The organism is Flavobacterium quisquiliarum, from assembly GCF_019308285.1.
Lineage (GTDB): Bacteria > Bacteroidota > Bacteroidia > Flavobacteriales > Flavobacteriaceae > Flavobacterium > Flavobacterium quisquiliarum.
Window position 1 is genome coordinate 149970 of record NZ_WWEM01000019.1, and the last position, 15327, is coordinate 165296.

A 15327-nucleotide genomic window follows, 5' to 3' on the forward strand; every position below is an offset into this window, starting at 1 on the left:
CAATTAAATTTCCTTACATTTGCATTATAAACTTCATGAAACATGAACTACAAAATATCATTTCAGGAAAGAGCCAAGTTAAGCATGGAGCAAATATCCAAGCAACCACCAGTTACCTTAAAAATGGCAAAGGAACAGGCTCTTTGGCTGAAAAAGGAATCGACTTCAAAAAACAAGAAAAAGCCTTAATTGAGGAATTTGCAACTGTAAATTCACTTTGGATTACGGATATTAATATTGAAAATTTTTTCTCTAGTGGAGCAGAGCAGTTAGTTTATCTTAAAGATGAACGAAAAGTTCTCAAACTAAATGATAGTATTTATTACGCATCTTGGGAAGATTACTTTAATAACCTACTTTTAAATAATTATTTCTTCCCTGATACTGCTTATGAACTTTTGGGTTTTTATAAAAATGAAAACGGTTTATACGCAGTTGTAGAACAAAACTTTGTAATTGCCACTGAAAAAACGGAATTAATTAATGTAAAATTATTTCTAGAAAACTCAGGTTTTATTAATAAAAGAAATAATGATTACTTTCATCCAGAACTTGGAATCATTTTAGAAGATTTACATGATGAAAATGTATTGACCCAAGACGGAACTTTAAAATTTATCGACACCGTTTTCTACATCACAGAACAATTTTATTTATAAATAAACCCAATTTTATTAAATATTTCGTTTAACGGATAACGCAGATTTGCAATCCCTTCCCACAATAAAAAAACAAAAGTCATTTCTAAAAGAAGTGGCTTTTGTTTTTTGGATTAAAATCACTTCATAACGATTATTCAGTAATACAAATTCAAGTATTTCGATTCATAAAAACTTATACTGATACAATTAAAACTTTTACAGGATATTTTGAATTTACGTTTACTATATTTTTATATAGTTCATTTTGGAATAAAAAATGGTCTGTAGCTTGAAATATTTTCTTTTTTTGCACTGCAGACCTTTTTGTTTGTATCCTTTACAAACCCATACGCTAACCAAAAACTAGATCTTAAAACTTTTTGTTTAGACAAATCGATGGTTGTCATTCTCGTTTTTTGAGAAGACTTTTTTTAATGATATATCAACTGCTAACTTAACTTTCTTTTCAATGAAACAAAAATTATCAAACTTTTTATTTGGTCTGCTTTGTGTTGCAGGTCAAATAGTACATGCACAAGATAATGGCTGTAATATGTCATGGAGCAATCCTGCCAGAGCCATTTACAATAGTGAAGGCACTATTTATTATGTCGTTCAATTCTCGAAATGCAGTTCATCTAGCATTTGTGGCTGGCCAAAAATTGCTCTTGAACACACTTTTCCTTTTCCGGTAAGCATCTCCTTAACGCTAAGCGGTATACAATGCGACGGTACAGCCATTAAAGGCGATTATAGTACGGCTTCTAATGAAATTAGTGCAAATAGCAGATACATCAACCAAGGCAACTGGCATACGTTCAAATCTGTTACAGAAGTTGTCAGGGTCGAAGTAAGCTACCACAAAGGCAATGATTATTACAGAATTGTTTACGACAAAGAAAAAGGCATTAACGAAACTTATATTAACAATAAAACAATTGCCGAATATAATGCTTCAAAACAGCAAAGCAGTGCTTCTGGCTCTTCTTCCAACAGTACAAAAACAACTTACAGTACAGCCAGTACCGCAAACAAACCCGCTACCAACAGCAACTCTTCTGCAGGATATTCTACCAGCAGTACGTACAATAACAATAATAGCAACAGTAATAGTTCTAACTACAATGCCACAAACGCCATCTTAAACAACTACAACACACAAGTACAAAATAACCGTCGTAATGCTGATGCTGTTACAGACGGAATACAGCAATTAGGCAATCTCTTTATGCAAAATGCAGAACAAAAACGAGCCGAGAGAGAAGAACGTGAAGAAAGAAAAAGAATTCAGGAAGAACAAAAACAGCGAGAAACTGCTGAACGAGAAACCAGAGAAGCTAAAGAAAATGAAGAAGTAACACAGCTTCAAATAGATGACGCAAATTATACTTATAAAACCCAAAGTGACATGGATAAAAAATGTATTGGAAAATACATGATAAATAGAAAAACATCTGAAATCCCCAATAATGTAAACCAAGTTTACTATATAACTTATGACAGAAATCCTGAAACTTTTAAACTTACTGTTAGAACATACACCCTAAACAAATACAGCGATAATACATGGATGTTTAAAAATGACATGTTAAACAAAATTAAATTTACAGATGTCAGCTATACCAATTCCAATGGTTATGTAATAGGCGAAAAATATATTTTAGGTTTTTTTATTAACAAAACCGAAGTAAATAATGCGCTGAATCAAATTAAAAATGCAGATCCAACTGCCAACATTGACAATAGTTTTTTAGCTATAAATGAAACCACAACTACCCAAAAAACAGATAAAGATTTCTGGAACAATTAAACTATAGACAACATGAAAAAAACAATTTTAAGCACATTATTATTACTATACTGCGTTTGTATTAATGCCCAGCTAAGTGATGCCGATGCAAAAATCCTTTACCAGCAGGCAGAAGATGCTTATAATAACTCCAATTACAATGAGGCCATAGCAAAATCGAAGACCCTTTATCAAAAAATGGACAAATGGACTCCTAAAGTACTTTATCTTTATTTAAAAAGTTCGTTTAAGAATGAACCTGACAATTACAAAGAGAATCTCGAATTAAGCAATCTCTGCAGTGAATTCTTTAAAATAACTAATAAAACCACATATCCTCCTGAAAAATATAAAGAAATTTTAGAGATACAGGCATATTTTAAAAGAAAAACAGAGGAACTTGCTTATCAAAAAGACCGCACACCACAAGACGCAGTTAATTTTTTAAATGAATGTTTTAAGAAATTTCCCGAGTATCCTTATAATGATGATAAAATAATCAAAATTGAACGAGAAATATCATTAAATGAAAATTTTTTATGTATCATTTCTAAAGCCCTCTTTCATACAAATTATGGAGGATCTAATTTATATTATAGCAAAGGACAAACCATATATTTAGATTTAAGTAAATTATGGTTAAGCAAATTTAACGTGAAATATGATGCAGGGTTAACTGTTGCACAGTTACTGACAGATGGACTCTTTGAATATGATGGCGATAAAAAACGTCTAATTGGATACATATCATACAGAAAAAATGAAGACCGATTAGATCCAAAGGAGATATACAGTAGAGAAAAAAATGCGCAAAAAGATTTTGATGCGATGATTTTGGTACCATCTTCAGTAGCATTTGATAATAAAAAATCAAAACAATTAAGTGTATTTGAGAATACATTGTATCAACCAACTGGTTATGATTTTATCTCAACAAATTTTAATACAAGCGCTGTAGAGTATAAAGAAGGAAACTACGAAAAAAGAATTATGGAAGCATACAAATTTTTACTAGATTATTTTCCTAAAAAGGAAGAAAAAACTGAAACAACTACATCTAAATTTTAGCAAAGCAATTTATCCCAATAAAAACCCGATAGCGCGGATTTGCAATCCGTGCCCGCAAAGATTGGTTTGTATTTTGTTTTAATGATCTTTATTGTGTCAAATTGTTGTAGGCACGGATTGCAATCCGCGCTATCGTAAAGTTAGCATATATCAGTAACATCAGGTTTCAAATAAAAACCCAAACCCTGCAAATACCAATTTGCAGGGTATTTTTTTAGTATCAAATCGTACTTTTAATTCTGAGATTTTTTAACATTTAAAAGACATTATTTTAAGAATAAACTGATTTAAAATTCTTACATTACCACCTCAAAATAAAAGCCGATTAAAGATGAATATAAGCATCTCAGTTAAACAATTAGGGAAAAAACATCCAATACTTCAGGAAAAGAGTATCGCTCTAGATATCGAAAATCCTGTTATTACGACCCAAAAACTAATCGAATCGATTGTAGAGTATCAGGTACAATTATTCCATTCTTCTTCTTTTGAGTTTGAGGACGAAGACAAAATCCATCTTCCAAAAGAAAATTACCTTCCCATTTTAACCGATACGGGAAAAGTTGGTTTTGGCGCACTTTACAACCACAACAAAGTTGATTTGGCCAAAGCGCAGGAAAATGCCATTGTAGCTTTCGAAGACGGTTTGTACGCTGTTTTCTACGGCGACGATCAGCTCGAAACTTTAACCGAGGAAATCGATTTATCCAAAAACAAATCCATCACTTTTATCAGATTGACCTTTTTGGCGGGAAGCTACTGGTAGTTGAAAATTCCAATTTTTTAAATTCCAAATTCCAAACATCTGTTGGGTAAATCCTTCGACTTCGCTCAGGAGGACAATGTGAAACAATCTAAAATCTATCCCGAGGCTTCGGGACTAAAATCTAAAATAAAAAAAACATGACAATTGAAGATTTATTAAAAAGTAAAGCAATCGAGAATCCGATTAAGAGGTTCAAGAAAGAATTGGAAGAAATTGTAAACAGTAATCTGGTTACGAAATTATTTTCCGGATCAAAACTCAAAAAAGAAGTCGCTGAGTTTGGTTTGGAGTTTCTTAAACTGGACGACAATTATTACAGCAATTATATTTCGCTGGGTTCTAAACAGGCCGAAAAGTTTACAGCGCTGATAAAGGAGAACATTTGGGACGATAAAAATTATTACGATCTTTTGGTTTTCTTTTTTGGAGAAGAAAATGCGGTTTATGTAAAAGAGGCATGGAACAGACTTCCGCAAAAAATGTATCAAACGGGGTATTCCAGACGCTCTTTTAGAGCGCCAAATCATAAAAAATATCTGCTGGTCAATCAGGTTAATTTTCTGCGTTCGTTGTTAAACGGAGCCAGTAAATACCATTACCAGGACTCGAAAACGGTTTATTATAATTTGAGTATCGAAGATCAGATTCGTTATGATACGGAGATTTCAAATTCGGGCAACCAATTCATGATTTGGTCATCGGCACTTGATTTGAATAAGGCGAATCTGTATCAGCTGTTTGAAGATATTATTTTCAATAAAGACCCACAGGGAAAAGTTTCCCGAAATATCATCAAAGCGCTTTTAAACAGTGAGAAAAAAGAAAACTGGGAACTGGTAGAAAAGTTATTGCTTTCGGCACAGCGTCAGGAAGGACTTCGTCAGGTGGTTTTAGAAGCGTTGGATGAAACCAGTATCGGCGCTTTGCAATACATGATCAAAGTGATTATCGACAATAAACTGAGCCGTTTTTCATCGGTGGTAAGGGCAATCGACACGTGGACAGGTTTGGGCTGGGATGCTGAAAAAGAAACTACGGTTCGCAATATTCTGGATTTGGCGTACGGTTATTTTTCGAATCAAGAAACCATTCCGACAGGCATTCGCAGTAAAAATAATAACGAAGCCTATATGGCGCTTTGGGTTCAGGGCGTTTTAGATGTTGAGAAAACCGTTCCGTTTCTGCATGAATTAGTAGAAAAAGGTTCGGTAGAAAAGAAATGTCTGGCGCTGAAATTTGCCGGAGAAACACACGATCCGTATATCGAAATGCCACTTTATTTTAAAGCTTTAGACGACGAAAATCTTCAGGTTTTGGCATTTGCCGTTCCAAGAATGAACGCACTTTTGGATGCCAATACCAAATCGAAATATTATATCGAAAATGCCGATTATCCGGATTTCTTCAATAAAGTCTACAATCTTGCACAAACGATAACCGTAAAAGAAAAAACTTTTGAAGGAAAAGTATTTTCATGGCTGAATGCGAAGTTCGAAAAAGATACTTTGTACTCGTCGGCGATCAATTTAATTGGCGATCACAACGATAGATTGGAACTTATTTTAAATCAGTTCGAAAGTTTTTCTATTAATTTAAGAGAAAAACTGACACGCCAAATTCTGGGCGATTATTACTGTTATTCGTTTTACAGTTTTAAAAGTAATGAAGGAAAGGAGAAAAAAGCACCAACAGATTTCCAAAGAAGTTTTGCTTTAAGAATCCTGAAAGACAGGGGAGAATCGCTTGTAGCTTCGGCAATTTCTACCTTGAACAATCTGACGCTTACAGCTGACGAATTGGGAATTTTTCAGGAATTGTACAAACGTAAAAATTCCAATTTGAAGAAAAACCTAACGTCGATTTTACTGAAACAGGAAGAGCAAAATATTACCACTTTTGTAGATGCGATTCTAGAAAAAGGCGATATGGAACAACGTATGTCGGCTTTGGATATTATGTTGCAGTTGCAGAACAACAATAAACTGACCGATAAAGTAAACGATTGGGTAAAAGCGTATTCGGCAAGACCAAAAATTACCGAAAAAGAAACCAAATTTATCCAGCAGTTAGAACCGTCGCAAAAGAAAAATATTCTAAGCGCCGAAAATGGTTACGGTTTCTTTACGCCAAATCATGTCTCAGCTTATGAATTGCCAAAACCGGCTTCGGATTCTTTGTATTCAAAAGCGGTAAAAGCACAGCAATATGGTTTTTCAAAATCGATGTCTCATATTAAAAATGAAATTTCGAAACTGTATCAATTATTTGAAGAAAACCGAAATTATGAATACGAAATCGAAAACTACGATAACAGTAAACAAACGGTTTTGCTTGGAAATACTTTCAGAACATTAAAAAATCTGAAAGATGAAAAAGACAAGGAAGCTTTGGCTAAAAATTATCCTTTATATGAGGTTTGGTCAGGCTGGTTTCAGGATTCAGGATTAGACGAAAGAGATTTGTTTTTAATAACGCTGGTAAGCAATTGCGACCGAAAAGTCTGGCGTGATTTTCTTGAAAAACATATTTTTTATTATAAAGAATTATTACCGCATCCCAACAAAAGAGGTTACGATTGGGACAATGCGATTTTGAATATTTTGAATGCTTTAAAGCTAAAATATGCTTTTAAAGAAGAAACAGATTTCTTGATTGATGCTTGTACGACTTTGTATGCAGATCTTCCGCAGTCTGTTTTGGAGTTTGAATACAAACCGGGAAAAGACCAATATTATTACAATTCGGATAGTGGAAATGGCTGGCAGAATCAGGGCTTTTTTGATATTTATTTGAATAAAATCAGTTTAGCCGATTTAACTACGGAACAGGAAAACAAAGTCTGGAATCTCTACAGATGGCGACAACTCAACGGATTGGAAAGAAACATTTCGTACTGCAAACCGCCAATTCATTTATATTGTACCGCTTTTGAACAAAAATTAATTACCGAAGGCGAATTGTACGAAGGTATTTTGGAACCGGAAAGAATTTCGGTTTTAACCAGCGAAAGCAAACATTACAGACATTACGGAAGCGAAGAATTGCTTAAAACGTTCTCATTCCTTGTTCCGATGATTGATAAAATCCGCGAAACATTTTTGGATATCGAAGTCAAAAGAGGCGATTCAAATACTTCGGTTACGCCTTTGGTGCAGAGTTTTCAGAAAATTTATGGCATTAATCGTTTGGTCGAAATGCTTACAGCGCTTGGAAAAGCAAGTTTGTACAAAGGCTATATTTATTCGTGGAGTTATACCGAATTGACGAAACAAAAACTATTCAGTTATTTACTGAAAAGATGTTATCCGTTAGAATCAGATACACAGCAAATTTTTAATGAAGCCGTTAAAAAAGCCAAAATCTCAGAAGAAAGATTGATTCAGACTGCTATTTATGCTCCGCAATGGCAAAAGTTTATCAGCAATTATTTAGACTGGAAAGGTCTGGATGAAGGAATCTGGTGGTTTCATGCGCACACTAAAACAGCAAGTTACAGCGCTGTAAATTCCGAATTGGAAAGCGAAATGGCGAAATTCTCTTCTATCGATTTACAGGATTTTAAAGACGGAGCAGTTGATAAAGATTGGTTCGTTTCGGCCTATAAAAAATTAGGCAAAGCCAAATGGGAAATGCTGTACGAATCGGCTAAATATGTAACCGACGGAAACGGACACAGACGCGCGCGTTTGTATGCAGACACGATTACAGGCGATTTGAAAATCAGGGAAGTTACCGCAAAAGTAAAAGACAAACGCGATCAGGATTATTTGCGTGTTTACGGTTTGGTGCCTTTGAGCAAAGCAAGTCCGGAGAAAGATATTTTGGCACGTTACGAATATTTACAGCAGTTTAAAAAAGAAAGCAAAGAGTTTGGTTCGATGAAACAGGCGAGCGAAGCTTTGGCAATTCGTGTGGCTTTGGAAAACTTAGCCAGAAATGCGGGTTATCCGGATCCTGTTCGCTTGACTTGGGCAATGGAAACCAAACAAATTCAGAATATTTTATCTAAAGAAACGGAAGTTAAGTTAGATGATGTAACGATAAGTTTGGTCATCAATAAAGAAGGAAAAGCCGATTTGGTTACTTTTAAAGGAGATAAAGAATTAAAATCGATTCCGCCGAAATACAAAAAAGACAAAGGAATTCTCGAACTGACGAATTACCGTAAAACGATGCGCGAGCAATGGACACGTTCGCGAAAAGGTTTGGAAGAAAGTATGATTCGCGGAGATGAGTTTTTGTTCGCAGAAATGCAGAATCTGTTCGAACATCCTATTATTTCGAAACATTTAGAAAAACTGGTTTTTATTTCCAACAAAGATCAAATTGGTTTTTATGTAGATGGAAATCTGGTAACGGCTTTAGGAGAAATGATTTCGTTAAACGAAAAACAGACTTTTAGAATCGCACACTGTTTTGATTTGCATAAAAATAATGTTTGGACAGATTTTCAGAAATACTGTTTTGATAATAAACTACAACAGCCGTTTAAACAGATTTTCAGAGAATTATATGTACCAACGCCAGACGAGTTAAAAGAAAAATCAATTTCAAGACGTTACGCCGGACATCAGGTTCAGCCAAATCAGACTTTGGCATTATTAAAAGGAAGAGGCTGGAAAGTAGATTATGAAGAAGGTTTGCAGAAAGTTTTCCATAAAGAAGGCTATCAGGTAAAAATGTATGCTTTGGCAGATTGGTTTTCGCCAGCCGATGTAGAAAGTCCGACTTTGGAAACGATTGAATTTCATTCTCTAAAGGATTATAAAAACGTTCCTTTTGAAGATATCAATCCAAGGATTTTCTCAGAAGTAATGCGCGATATTGATTTAGTAGTAAGCGTTGCACATGTTGGCGGTGTTGATCCGGAAGCGAGTCATTCTTCTATCGAAATGAGAGCGGTTTTATTGAGAGAAACATTGCGTTTATTCAAAATCAAGAATGTAGAAATTACCGGAAACCACGCCATCATAAAAGGACAATTGGCAGAATACAGCGTTCATTTAGGAAGTGCTGTTGTACATCAGGTTCCAGGTAAATATTTATCAATATTGCCAATTCATTCGCAACACAGAGGACGTTTGTTCCTGCCATTCGCAGACGACGATCCAAAATCGGCTGAGGTTATGTCTAAAGTTTTATTGTTTGCCAAAGACAATGAAATTCAGGATCCAACTGTTTTGAGTCAGATTGATAAGACGTATGCTTAAGATTGTAATATTTAGATAGACCTAACAGGTTTTTGAAACCTGTTAGGTCTTAATAAACTTTTCGTAAACAGTTAGTACAGCATTACTTTGTCAATTCCCTGTTTCTTAGGGCATAAATTATTTTATACAAAAAACTTATTTCAACACAATTATGGCTTTTAAAAGCTGTTTTTGTGTTTTTCTTTTTACACTTTTATTAGATTTCGTTCTCCAAAGCATTCTTTAAAAATAAACATTCTAAAAAAATAGTTGTTTAGGTTGGCGTTAAATTTTAAATAGTAAATATGATTAAGAAGATAGAAATTGACTTTTCAAGTATAGATGATTTGCAACAGATGCACAAAGCTATAAAAGAAAAATTTGGATTTCCCAGTTTTTATGGTGGGAATGTTAATGCGTTGATTGATTGTTGGTCTGATTTAAGAGAAGTCGGAGAAATTGGCGAAACAATGTGTGATTTTACTTTGGGAAAAGATGAAATACTAATTTTAGAATGTAAAAATCTACCGTACAAGAAAGAGCTATTAATTAATCATCTTTTAGTTGCAATTGAGTCCGTAAATAAAAGAGAAATATCATGGGGTAATAAACCAAGTTTGTTATTATGCCCTCTTTAAGATTTAGACGAGTAATCATGCCCATGAGCTCTACAAAGCATTCTTAAAAAAAACAAACATTAAAAAATTAAGCGATTGCTGTGCATGCTAAAAAATAACAGTTGCTTGTTTGGGAAAATTTGGGGGATTGATAATTAAATATTTTTTATGGCATCAAAACAATTAAGATTTTTCATATTGCCAAATGATTATGAAGAAATAAAATAATTTAATGCCAATCAGTTTTAAAAAAAACATTGATATATGAAAAAAAGTACTGTTGCCTCTGACGAAATAATAGAAAGATTAAAAAGTGAAATAAATAATATGACTGTTTTAAATAACACGCAAGTTGATGATGATATTCAATTTGATTTTACTTCAATAGAATTTTTTATTATAGGATTTGCAACTCAGTTAACTGAAGGGAAAAAGATACATCCGAATCCTTTTGAAAAACAAAGAATTTTAACTCCTTTTATAGTAGAAGGCAAATGGAATGGTCATGAAATAAAAGGTTTTGATATTGAAAATTATCCTACTTTAAAAAGCAATGTCATTTGTCTGGAAAAAATAAGAGAACTTGTTGTAGAAGCAATTAGTAATCCCTAACCCGATCGCGCGGATTTGCAATTCGTGCCCGTAAAGTATATCGACAAAGAGAGAAAAAAACCTATGAGAATTAAGTAAGATTTGCCAATTGGAACGAGCACGGATAGTAAATGCGCTATCGGGTTTTGTTGTTTGCCAAAGACAATGAAATTCAGGATCCGACTATTTTGAGTCAGATTGATAAGACGTATGCGTAATTAGATATTTGATTAGACCTGACAGGTTTTTTAAAACCTGTCAGGTCTAATAAACTTTTCGTAAACAGATAACATAGCATTACTTTGTCAATTCCCTGTTTCTTAGGGCATAAATTATTTTATATAAAAAACTTATTTCAACACAATTATGGCTTTTAAAAGCTGTTTTTGTGTTTTTCTTTTTACATTTTTATCAGATTTTGCTTTTTAGATAAAAAATTAGAATAGTTCAAAATGACAACATTTATAAAAAAGGTATTGGACAGGCTCTGCACGATTCCTTTCGTGTGGCAGTATGCTACTCAAAGTCTGTTTTTTTATAAAGAATTAATATATAAAATGAGTAGTAATTGTAAATTTTTATAACCCTGAGGAACTAAGTTGAAACATACCTCACGAAAGGATTGGCTCCGCCGAATTTCATTTCGTGCGGTAGCGGGGAGCTTTAAAGTAATCTTGCAGATTACGTGCTTTTATAAAGTGGAATTGTAATTACAAAAGAACTAAAAACATGTCAGCAGAATTTTATATTAATGCATTGAATAAGGAATGGATGAAGATTCATTCAGGATTAATCATAGATAAGATAAAACAACTTGAAACGTTTGTCATGGAAAAAACTAATGAATATTGGTTGCTGGGTTTTGAAAACAGAGAAGAACCTAGGAGATGGTTGTATGACGTTCGTATAATTTTTACATCAGATTTTATTTTACTTGAAATATCATCACATCCACCCAGTATAGAAAATACTATAAAAGAATTTTTGACTTGGATTCGGGAGCGAACCATTATTACTGTGAATGATGAAGACGGCGAAGTTTCAAATTGGTAATTAGTGAGCCGACGTCCTAGATATGTGCTAAATCTTCTCTTAAAAGTTAGCGCAGTTTTGCAAACTGTGCCACAAACCAGAGCAATCAAAAATTAAGGGATTGCTGTGCATGCTAAAAAATAATAGTTGCTTGTGCGGGAAAGATTTTGGGGAGCAGGCATTATTAGAAAACTATGTAGAGAAACAGAAAGAAGCAATGCAATAAATTATGGAAAATATAGAAAAATACCGTGCTCTAATAAGCCAGTTTATCAAAAATGAAATAGACATTTTTGCTTTTGAGGCATTATTTCTAAAAATGTTTAAAGATGAAGAAAATGATATTCCTGAAAGATATTATTTGATATTGGATTCTTTATTTGGAGACCTTGACATGTTTTGTATTGATAGCAGTTTGAGAGAAGATAGGGACTTAAACGAAGATGATATCCGAAAGTCGGCAGAAAAAGCATTTTCCTTGTTACAAGAATAATAAACTCTACAAAACATTCATTAAAAAACAAACCTTCAAAAATTAAGCGATTGCTGTGCATGCTAAAAAATAATAGTTGCTTGTTTGGAGAAGACTTTGAGGAGCGGTGCAGTTGAGATATTCTATCAATAAACAACAATATAAAAATAAGAGATGTCAATAAACAACAAAACAAATTACATACAAAGCAAATGGAAAGAAGGATTTCTACCGTTAATAGACGGTATATCATTTGCTAACGGCGATATTATTATCGCAAACACTTACCTGCTAACAGATACTGAAAATAATACAAGCAAACGATATTGGTCTCCCTTGTGCGATACAACAATAGAAAGCGTAGAAAAATATGGAGGTGATGCTTGGGTATGTGTTGACATTTTTGATGGTGAAATAAATTACGGAAATGGAAAAATAGTATTTGGCGATGGAGGTATGGGAAGCGACGGATTTGTAGCACATACAGACGAAAATGGCGACTTGATCTGGGGGATATTTTTTACATTTTCGAACCCGATAGTAAGTGCAAAAATTATAGATAACAAACTGATTTGTATGTCGGATGCAAAAATTGAAGTCATTATTCAGCTTAACGATATAACTAAAATCTCGATAATAGAACACCCATTCGATCACGAAGAAAAATAACCCGCCCCGCAAAGTGTTCTTTAAATAAACCTTCAAAAATTAAGCGATTGCTGTGCATGCTAAAAATAATAGTTGCTTGTTCGGGAAGACTTCGGGGAGCGGGCTGTTGTCAAAATATTACAAGATTTAAGAAAGAAATATGCAAGAAGAAATTGATAAAATAAATAATTTTTTAAAAAATAATCAGTGGTGTGATTTTGAAATTATTGAACTAAAAGGGAATTTACGTATTGGTGGAAAAACTAGTTTTAGTGATAGACATGATATTGTTATTACTTTTATGGATGTGTTTTTTATGCAAATTTTGTACGAATGGAAAACTGATACACAAACGATAGTTTTCGAAATACCAGATATACAAGAGCAAAGAACGATAAACTTGAATTTTGATATAGAACAAGGATTTCAGTTATTCAAAATACATGCAGAAGATATAAAAAGCCCATTGTATGTGAGTTCAAAAGGTCTTTTAGTAGAATTTATGTAAAAGTAAATCTCCCGCTTCACAAAGCATTCTTTAAAAAATAAACCTTCAAAAATTAAACGATTGTTGTGCATGCTAAAAAATAACAGTTGCTTGTTCGGGAAGACTTTGGGAAGCAGGAAATCAATATAAAAAATATAAACAACATGAAGATTGAGGTTGGCGAAAACAATAATATTGAAATTGATAGGGCAGTAAAGTTTGTTTCCTTTTTGCTGAATAAACATAATGAGTTATTTTTTTCGGACAAAAAAGAAATTTTAGTAATTGATAGAGGGGAAAATGTTTATTTAAATATTGGATTAGGTTATCCCGAAGGCATCTTTTTAGAATACGTAAACAACCTAAATGGCGGGTCTAACTTTGTAGTATATAATCGCAAAGTAACCAAAGAAGAAGTATTTGTTTATTATTACTTTGGACATTATACTGAAATAAGAAATCGTAATCTTATCCATTTAGGAACAATAGTAGAAATTTTATACGATTTCTTTAATAACACTGTGATAAATTTTAATGAATCACATTGGGAAGAAAGCTAATTTCCGCAGAAAACATGTATTCATTTTAAGCATAATTAAGGTTTTTAAAAGAGCCTCCACTCTACTAATGTTCTTAAAAAACAAACCTTCAAAAATTAAGCAATTGCTGTGCATGCTAAAAAATAACAGTTACTTGTTCGGGAAGGCTTTGGGGAGCTGTTGCATTAATTAAATAATAAGAACATGTCAAAAAGCACTTCCATAACACTAAATAGAAATATTGATAAAAAGGAACTCATTACTTTATTTGCATCTTTTTTTACAAAAGAGCTTCAACCAAATGAACTGCTTTTGAGTTTTAACAATAAATGGATATGGTTTTTCTTTGAGCCAAATAATATAAGTGATTGTGAAATACAGTTCTCATCTGAGTTTTCAAGAAGTGAAAAAAAAAATTTATAGAACTTTTACAAAAAAAAATAAAGTTTGAAGTGACTGATAGCGACGACTTATAGTCTGAGCCAACGCCCCACTCCACAAAGGTTCTTAAAAAACAAACGTTCAAAAAATAAAAGACTATTATACAAACAAATAATAAAATATGAAGCAAAGTACTTTACTTTTAGTATTGCTATTCATTTTTTTGAGTGGCTGTGTTCCTAACATGACACCAGATAAAACTGTACTAAGTTCCTTCAAAATAGGCAATGCTACAGTTGAGCATTTTAATCACTCTTCTGCTTATGCCGAAACGCCAGATTACATTACAATAACCAAAGGAAACATTGTTGATACGATATGCGTTGCTACCAACATTGCCACTGTAACTAAAAATTCGGGAAATGTAATTAACATTGGCTTTTATGGAATACCAAAACTTTATACAAAAACCATTCAATTGCCCAAAGGTGTTTTAGAGTATACGATTGCTGTTGATACTACTTATAAAAAGAAACTGCATTAACACTTCTTCTGTAAATTCTTTCCCATTATTAAAACTTATTTTGATAAAGTGATGACTTTTAAAAGCTGTTTCCATTTTTTGATTTTAATATTTTTACCTGATAATAAAGTTATTGCATATCATTAACGGTTTTTTAAGTACACAACAGGATGCTTTTGCCGGCAGGGAGAAAGCTGTTTATTTAGTAAACTTTCTGATAAAAAAGTCAACAATAAACGCTTAAACAAATTAGAAACAAACAATTCAAAGTAAACGATGTAACCGAAATAATCAAACAACAATGAACCTTATAGAACAATTAAACATCTGGTACGAAGCAGACGAACACAAGCAAATAATTCATACCCTTGAAGAAATGCCCGAAACAGAATTAACTTAGCAATAGCAGATATGTTAGTAATACTTGCTAAAAAGTATACGGTTGATGCAAATTTATTAATCAAAATAGATAAAGTACAAGAATGGAAAACCGTATTTAATGAATGGTTTGAACGTTGCGGAAGTAAAATACCTGCAAAATACAGAGACGGAATAAAAACAAATGCAGACGAACTTTTTAAAGA

At 33.0% G+C, this 15327-nt stretch carries 14 protein-coding genes; all 14 read left to right on the forward strand.

All coding sequences use genetic code 11. From position 1 onward, the window contains the following. Window positions 1-35: 35 nt before the first annotated feature. The 14 genes from GSY47_RS08165 to GSY47_RS08230 all read left to right on the forward strand — a co-directional run bounded on the left by GSY47_RS08165 (window position 36) and on the right by GSY47_RS08230 (window position 14764). Complete coding sequence (locus tag GSY47_RS08165; protein ID WP_179002790.1) at window positions 36-659, forward strand: putative polyvalent protein kinase domain-containing protein; 624 nt, start codon at window positions 36-38, stop codon at window positions 657-659. A gap of 451 nt (window positions 660-1110) precedes the next feature. Beyond that, window positions 1111-2451: a hypothetical protein gene (locus GSY47_RS08170; RefSeq protein WP_179002791.1), complete on the forward strand. Its 1341-nt coding sequence runs from the start codon at window positions 1111-1113 to the stop codon at window positions 2449-2451. Between the two features lie 12 nt (window positions 2452-2463). Continuing rightward, window positions 2464-3498 (forward strand): outer membrane protein assembly factor BamD, encoded by a 1035-nt coding sequence (locus GSY47_RS08175; protein WP_179002792.1) that lies wholly within the window; start codon window positions 2464-2466, stop codon window positions 3496-3498. A 331-nt stretch (window positions 3499-3829) separates the two neighbouring features. Beyond that, complete coding sequence (locus tag GSY47_RS08180; protein WP_179002793.1) at window positions 3830-4264, forward strand: hypothetical protein; 435 nt, start codon at window positions 3830-3832, stop codon at window positions 4262-4264. 137 nt (window positions 4265-4401) lie between these two features. After that, window positions 4402-9474, forward strand: coding sequence for a DUF4132 domain-containing protein (locus GSY47_RS08185; RefSeq protein ID WP_219071230.1), 5073 nt, complete (start codon window positions 4402-4404; stop codon window positions 9472-9474). A 284-nt stretch (window positions 9475-9758) separates the two neighbouring features. Beyond that, window positions 9759-10091: a barstar family protein gene (locus tag GSY47_RS08190; RefSeq protein ID WP_179002795.1), complete on the forward strand. Its 333-nt coding sequence runs from the start codon at window positions 9759-9761 to the stop codon at window positions 10089-10091. A gap of 243 nt (window positions 10092-10334) precedes the next feature. Then, a complete protein-coding gene (locus GSY47_RS08195; RefSeq protein WP_179002796.1) occupies window positions 10335-10682 on the forward strand; it encodes a hypothetical protein in 348 nt (115 codons plus the stop codon). Window positions 10683-11390: 708 nt separating this feature from the next. Next, on the forward strand, window positions 11391-11714 hold the full coding sequence (locus GSY47_RS08200) for a hypothetical protein (protein WP_179002797.1): 324 nt from the start codon (window positions 11391-11393) through the stop codon (window positions 11712-11714). 208 nt (window positions 11715-11922) lie between these two features. After that, on the forward strand, window positions 11923-12186 hold the full coding sequence (locus GSY47_RS08205; RefSeq protein WP_179002798.1) for a colicin immunity domain-containing protein: 264 nt from the start codon (window positions 11923-11925) through the stop codon (window positions 12184-12186). A 153-nt stretch (window positions 12187-12339) separates the two neighbouring features. After that, window positions 12340-12834, forward strand: coding sequence for a hypothetical protein (locus GSY47_RS08210; protein ID WP_179002799.1), 495 nt, complete (start codon window positions 12340-12342; stop codon window positions 12832-12834). A gap of 139 nt (window positions 12835-12973) precedes the next feature. Continuing rightward, window positions 12974-13321 carry a hypothetical protein gene (locus tag GSY47_RS08215; protein WP_179002800.1) on the forward strand — a complete coding sequence of 116 codons (348 nt, stop codon included), beginning with the start codon at window positions 12974-12976 and terminating at the stop codon, window positions 13319-13321. A gap of 143 nt (window positions 13322-13464) precedes the next feature. After that, window positions 13465-13860, forward strand: a complete 396-nt coding sequence (locus GSY47_RS08220; protein WP_179002801.1) for a hypothetical protein — start codon at window positions 13465-13467, stop codon at window positions 13858-13860. Between the two features lie 183 nt (window positions 13861-14043). Next, window positions 14044-14262, forward strand: a complete 219-nt coding sequence (locus GSY47_RS08225) for a hypothetical protein (protein WP_179002802.1) — start codon at window positions 14044-14046, stop codon at window positions 14260-14262. A gap of 139 nt (window positions 14263-14401) precedes the next feature. Continuing rightward, window positions 14402-14764 carry a hypothetical protein gene (locus GSY47_RS08230; RefSeq protein WP_179002803.1) on the forward strand — a complete coding sequence of 121 codons (363 nt, stop codon included), beginning with the start codon at window positions 14402-14404 and terminating at the stop codon, window positions 14762-14764. Window positions 14765-15327 lie beyond the last annotated feature (563 nt).

What these genes read in the sequence shown, in the direction of transcription:
- GSY47_RS08200 (WP_179002797.1), top strand. Translation starts at nt 11,391, where the DNA reads ATGTCAGCAGAATTTTATATTAATGCATTGAATAAGGAATGGATGAAG.
- GSY47_RS08175 (WP_179002792.1), top strand. Translation starts at nt 2,464, where the DNA reads ATGAAAAAAACAATTTTAAGCACATTATTATTACTATACTGCGTTTGT.
- GSY47_RS08220 (WP_179002801.1), top strand. Translation starts at nt 13,465, where the DNA reads ATGAAGATTGAGGTTGGCGAAAACAATAATATTGAAATTGATAGGGCA.
- GSY47_RS08230 (WP_179002803.1), top strand. Translation starts at nt 14,402, where the DNA reads ATGAAGCAAAGTACTTTACTTTTAGTATTGCTATTCATTTTTTTGAGT.
- GSY47_RS08190 (WP_179002795.1), top strand. Translation starts at nt 9,759, where the DNA reads ATGATTAAGAAGATAGAAATTGACTTTTCAAGTATAGATGATTTGCAA.
- GSY47_RS08210 (WP_179002799.1), top strand. Translation starts at nt 12,340, where the DNA reads ATGTCAATAAACAACAAAACAAATTACATACAAAGCAAATGGAAAGAA.
- GSY47_RS08215 (WP_179002800.1), top strand. Translation starts at nt 12,974, where the DNA reads ATGCAAGAAGAAATTGATAAAATAAATAATTTTTTAAAAAATAATCAG.
- GSY47_RS08195 (WP_179002796.1), top strand. Translation starts at nt 10,335, where the DNA reads ATGAAAAAAAGTACTGTTGCCTCTGACGAAATAATAGAAAGATTAAAA.
- GSY47_RS08205 (WP_179002798.1), top strand. Translation starts at nt 11,923, where the DNA reads ATGGAAAATATAGAAAAATACCGTGCTCTAATAAGCCAGTTTATCAAA.
- GSY47_RS08165 (WP_179002790.1), top strand. Translation starts at nt 36, where the DNA reads ATGAAACATGAACTACAAAATATCATTTCAGGAAAGAGCCAAGTTAAG.
- GSY47_RS08170 (WP_179002791.1), top strand. Translation starts at nt 1,111, where the DNA reads ATGAAACAAAAATTATCAAACTTTTTATTTGGTCTGCTTTGTGTTGCA.
- GSY47_RS08185 (WP_219071230.1), top strand. Translation starts at nt 4,402, where the DNA reads ATGACAATTGAAGATTTATTAAAAAGTAAAGCAATCGAGAATCCGATT.
- GSY47_RS08225 (WP_179002802.1), top strand. Translation starts at nt 14,044, where the DNA reads ATGTCAAAAAGCACTTCCATAACACTAAATAGAAATATTGATAAAAAG.
- GSY47_RS08180 (WP_179002793.1), top strand. Translation starts at nt 3,830, where the DNA reads ATGAATATAAGCATCTCAGTTAAACAATTAGGGAAAAAACATCCAATA.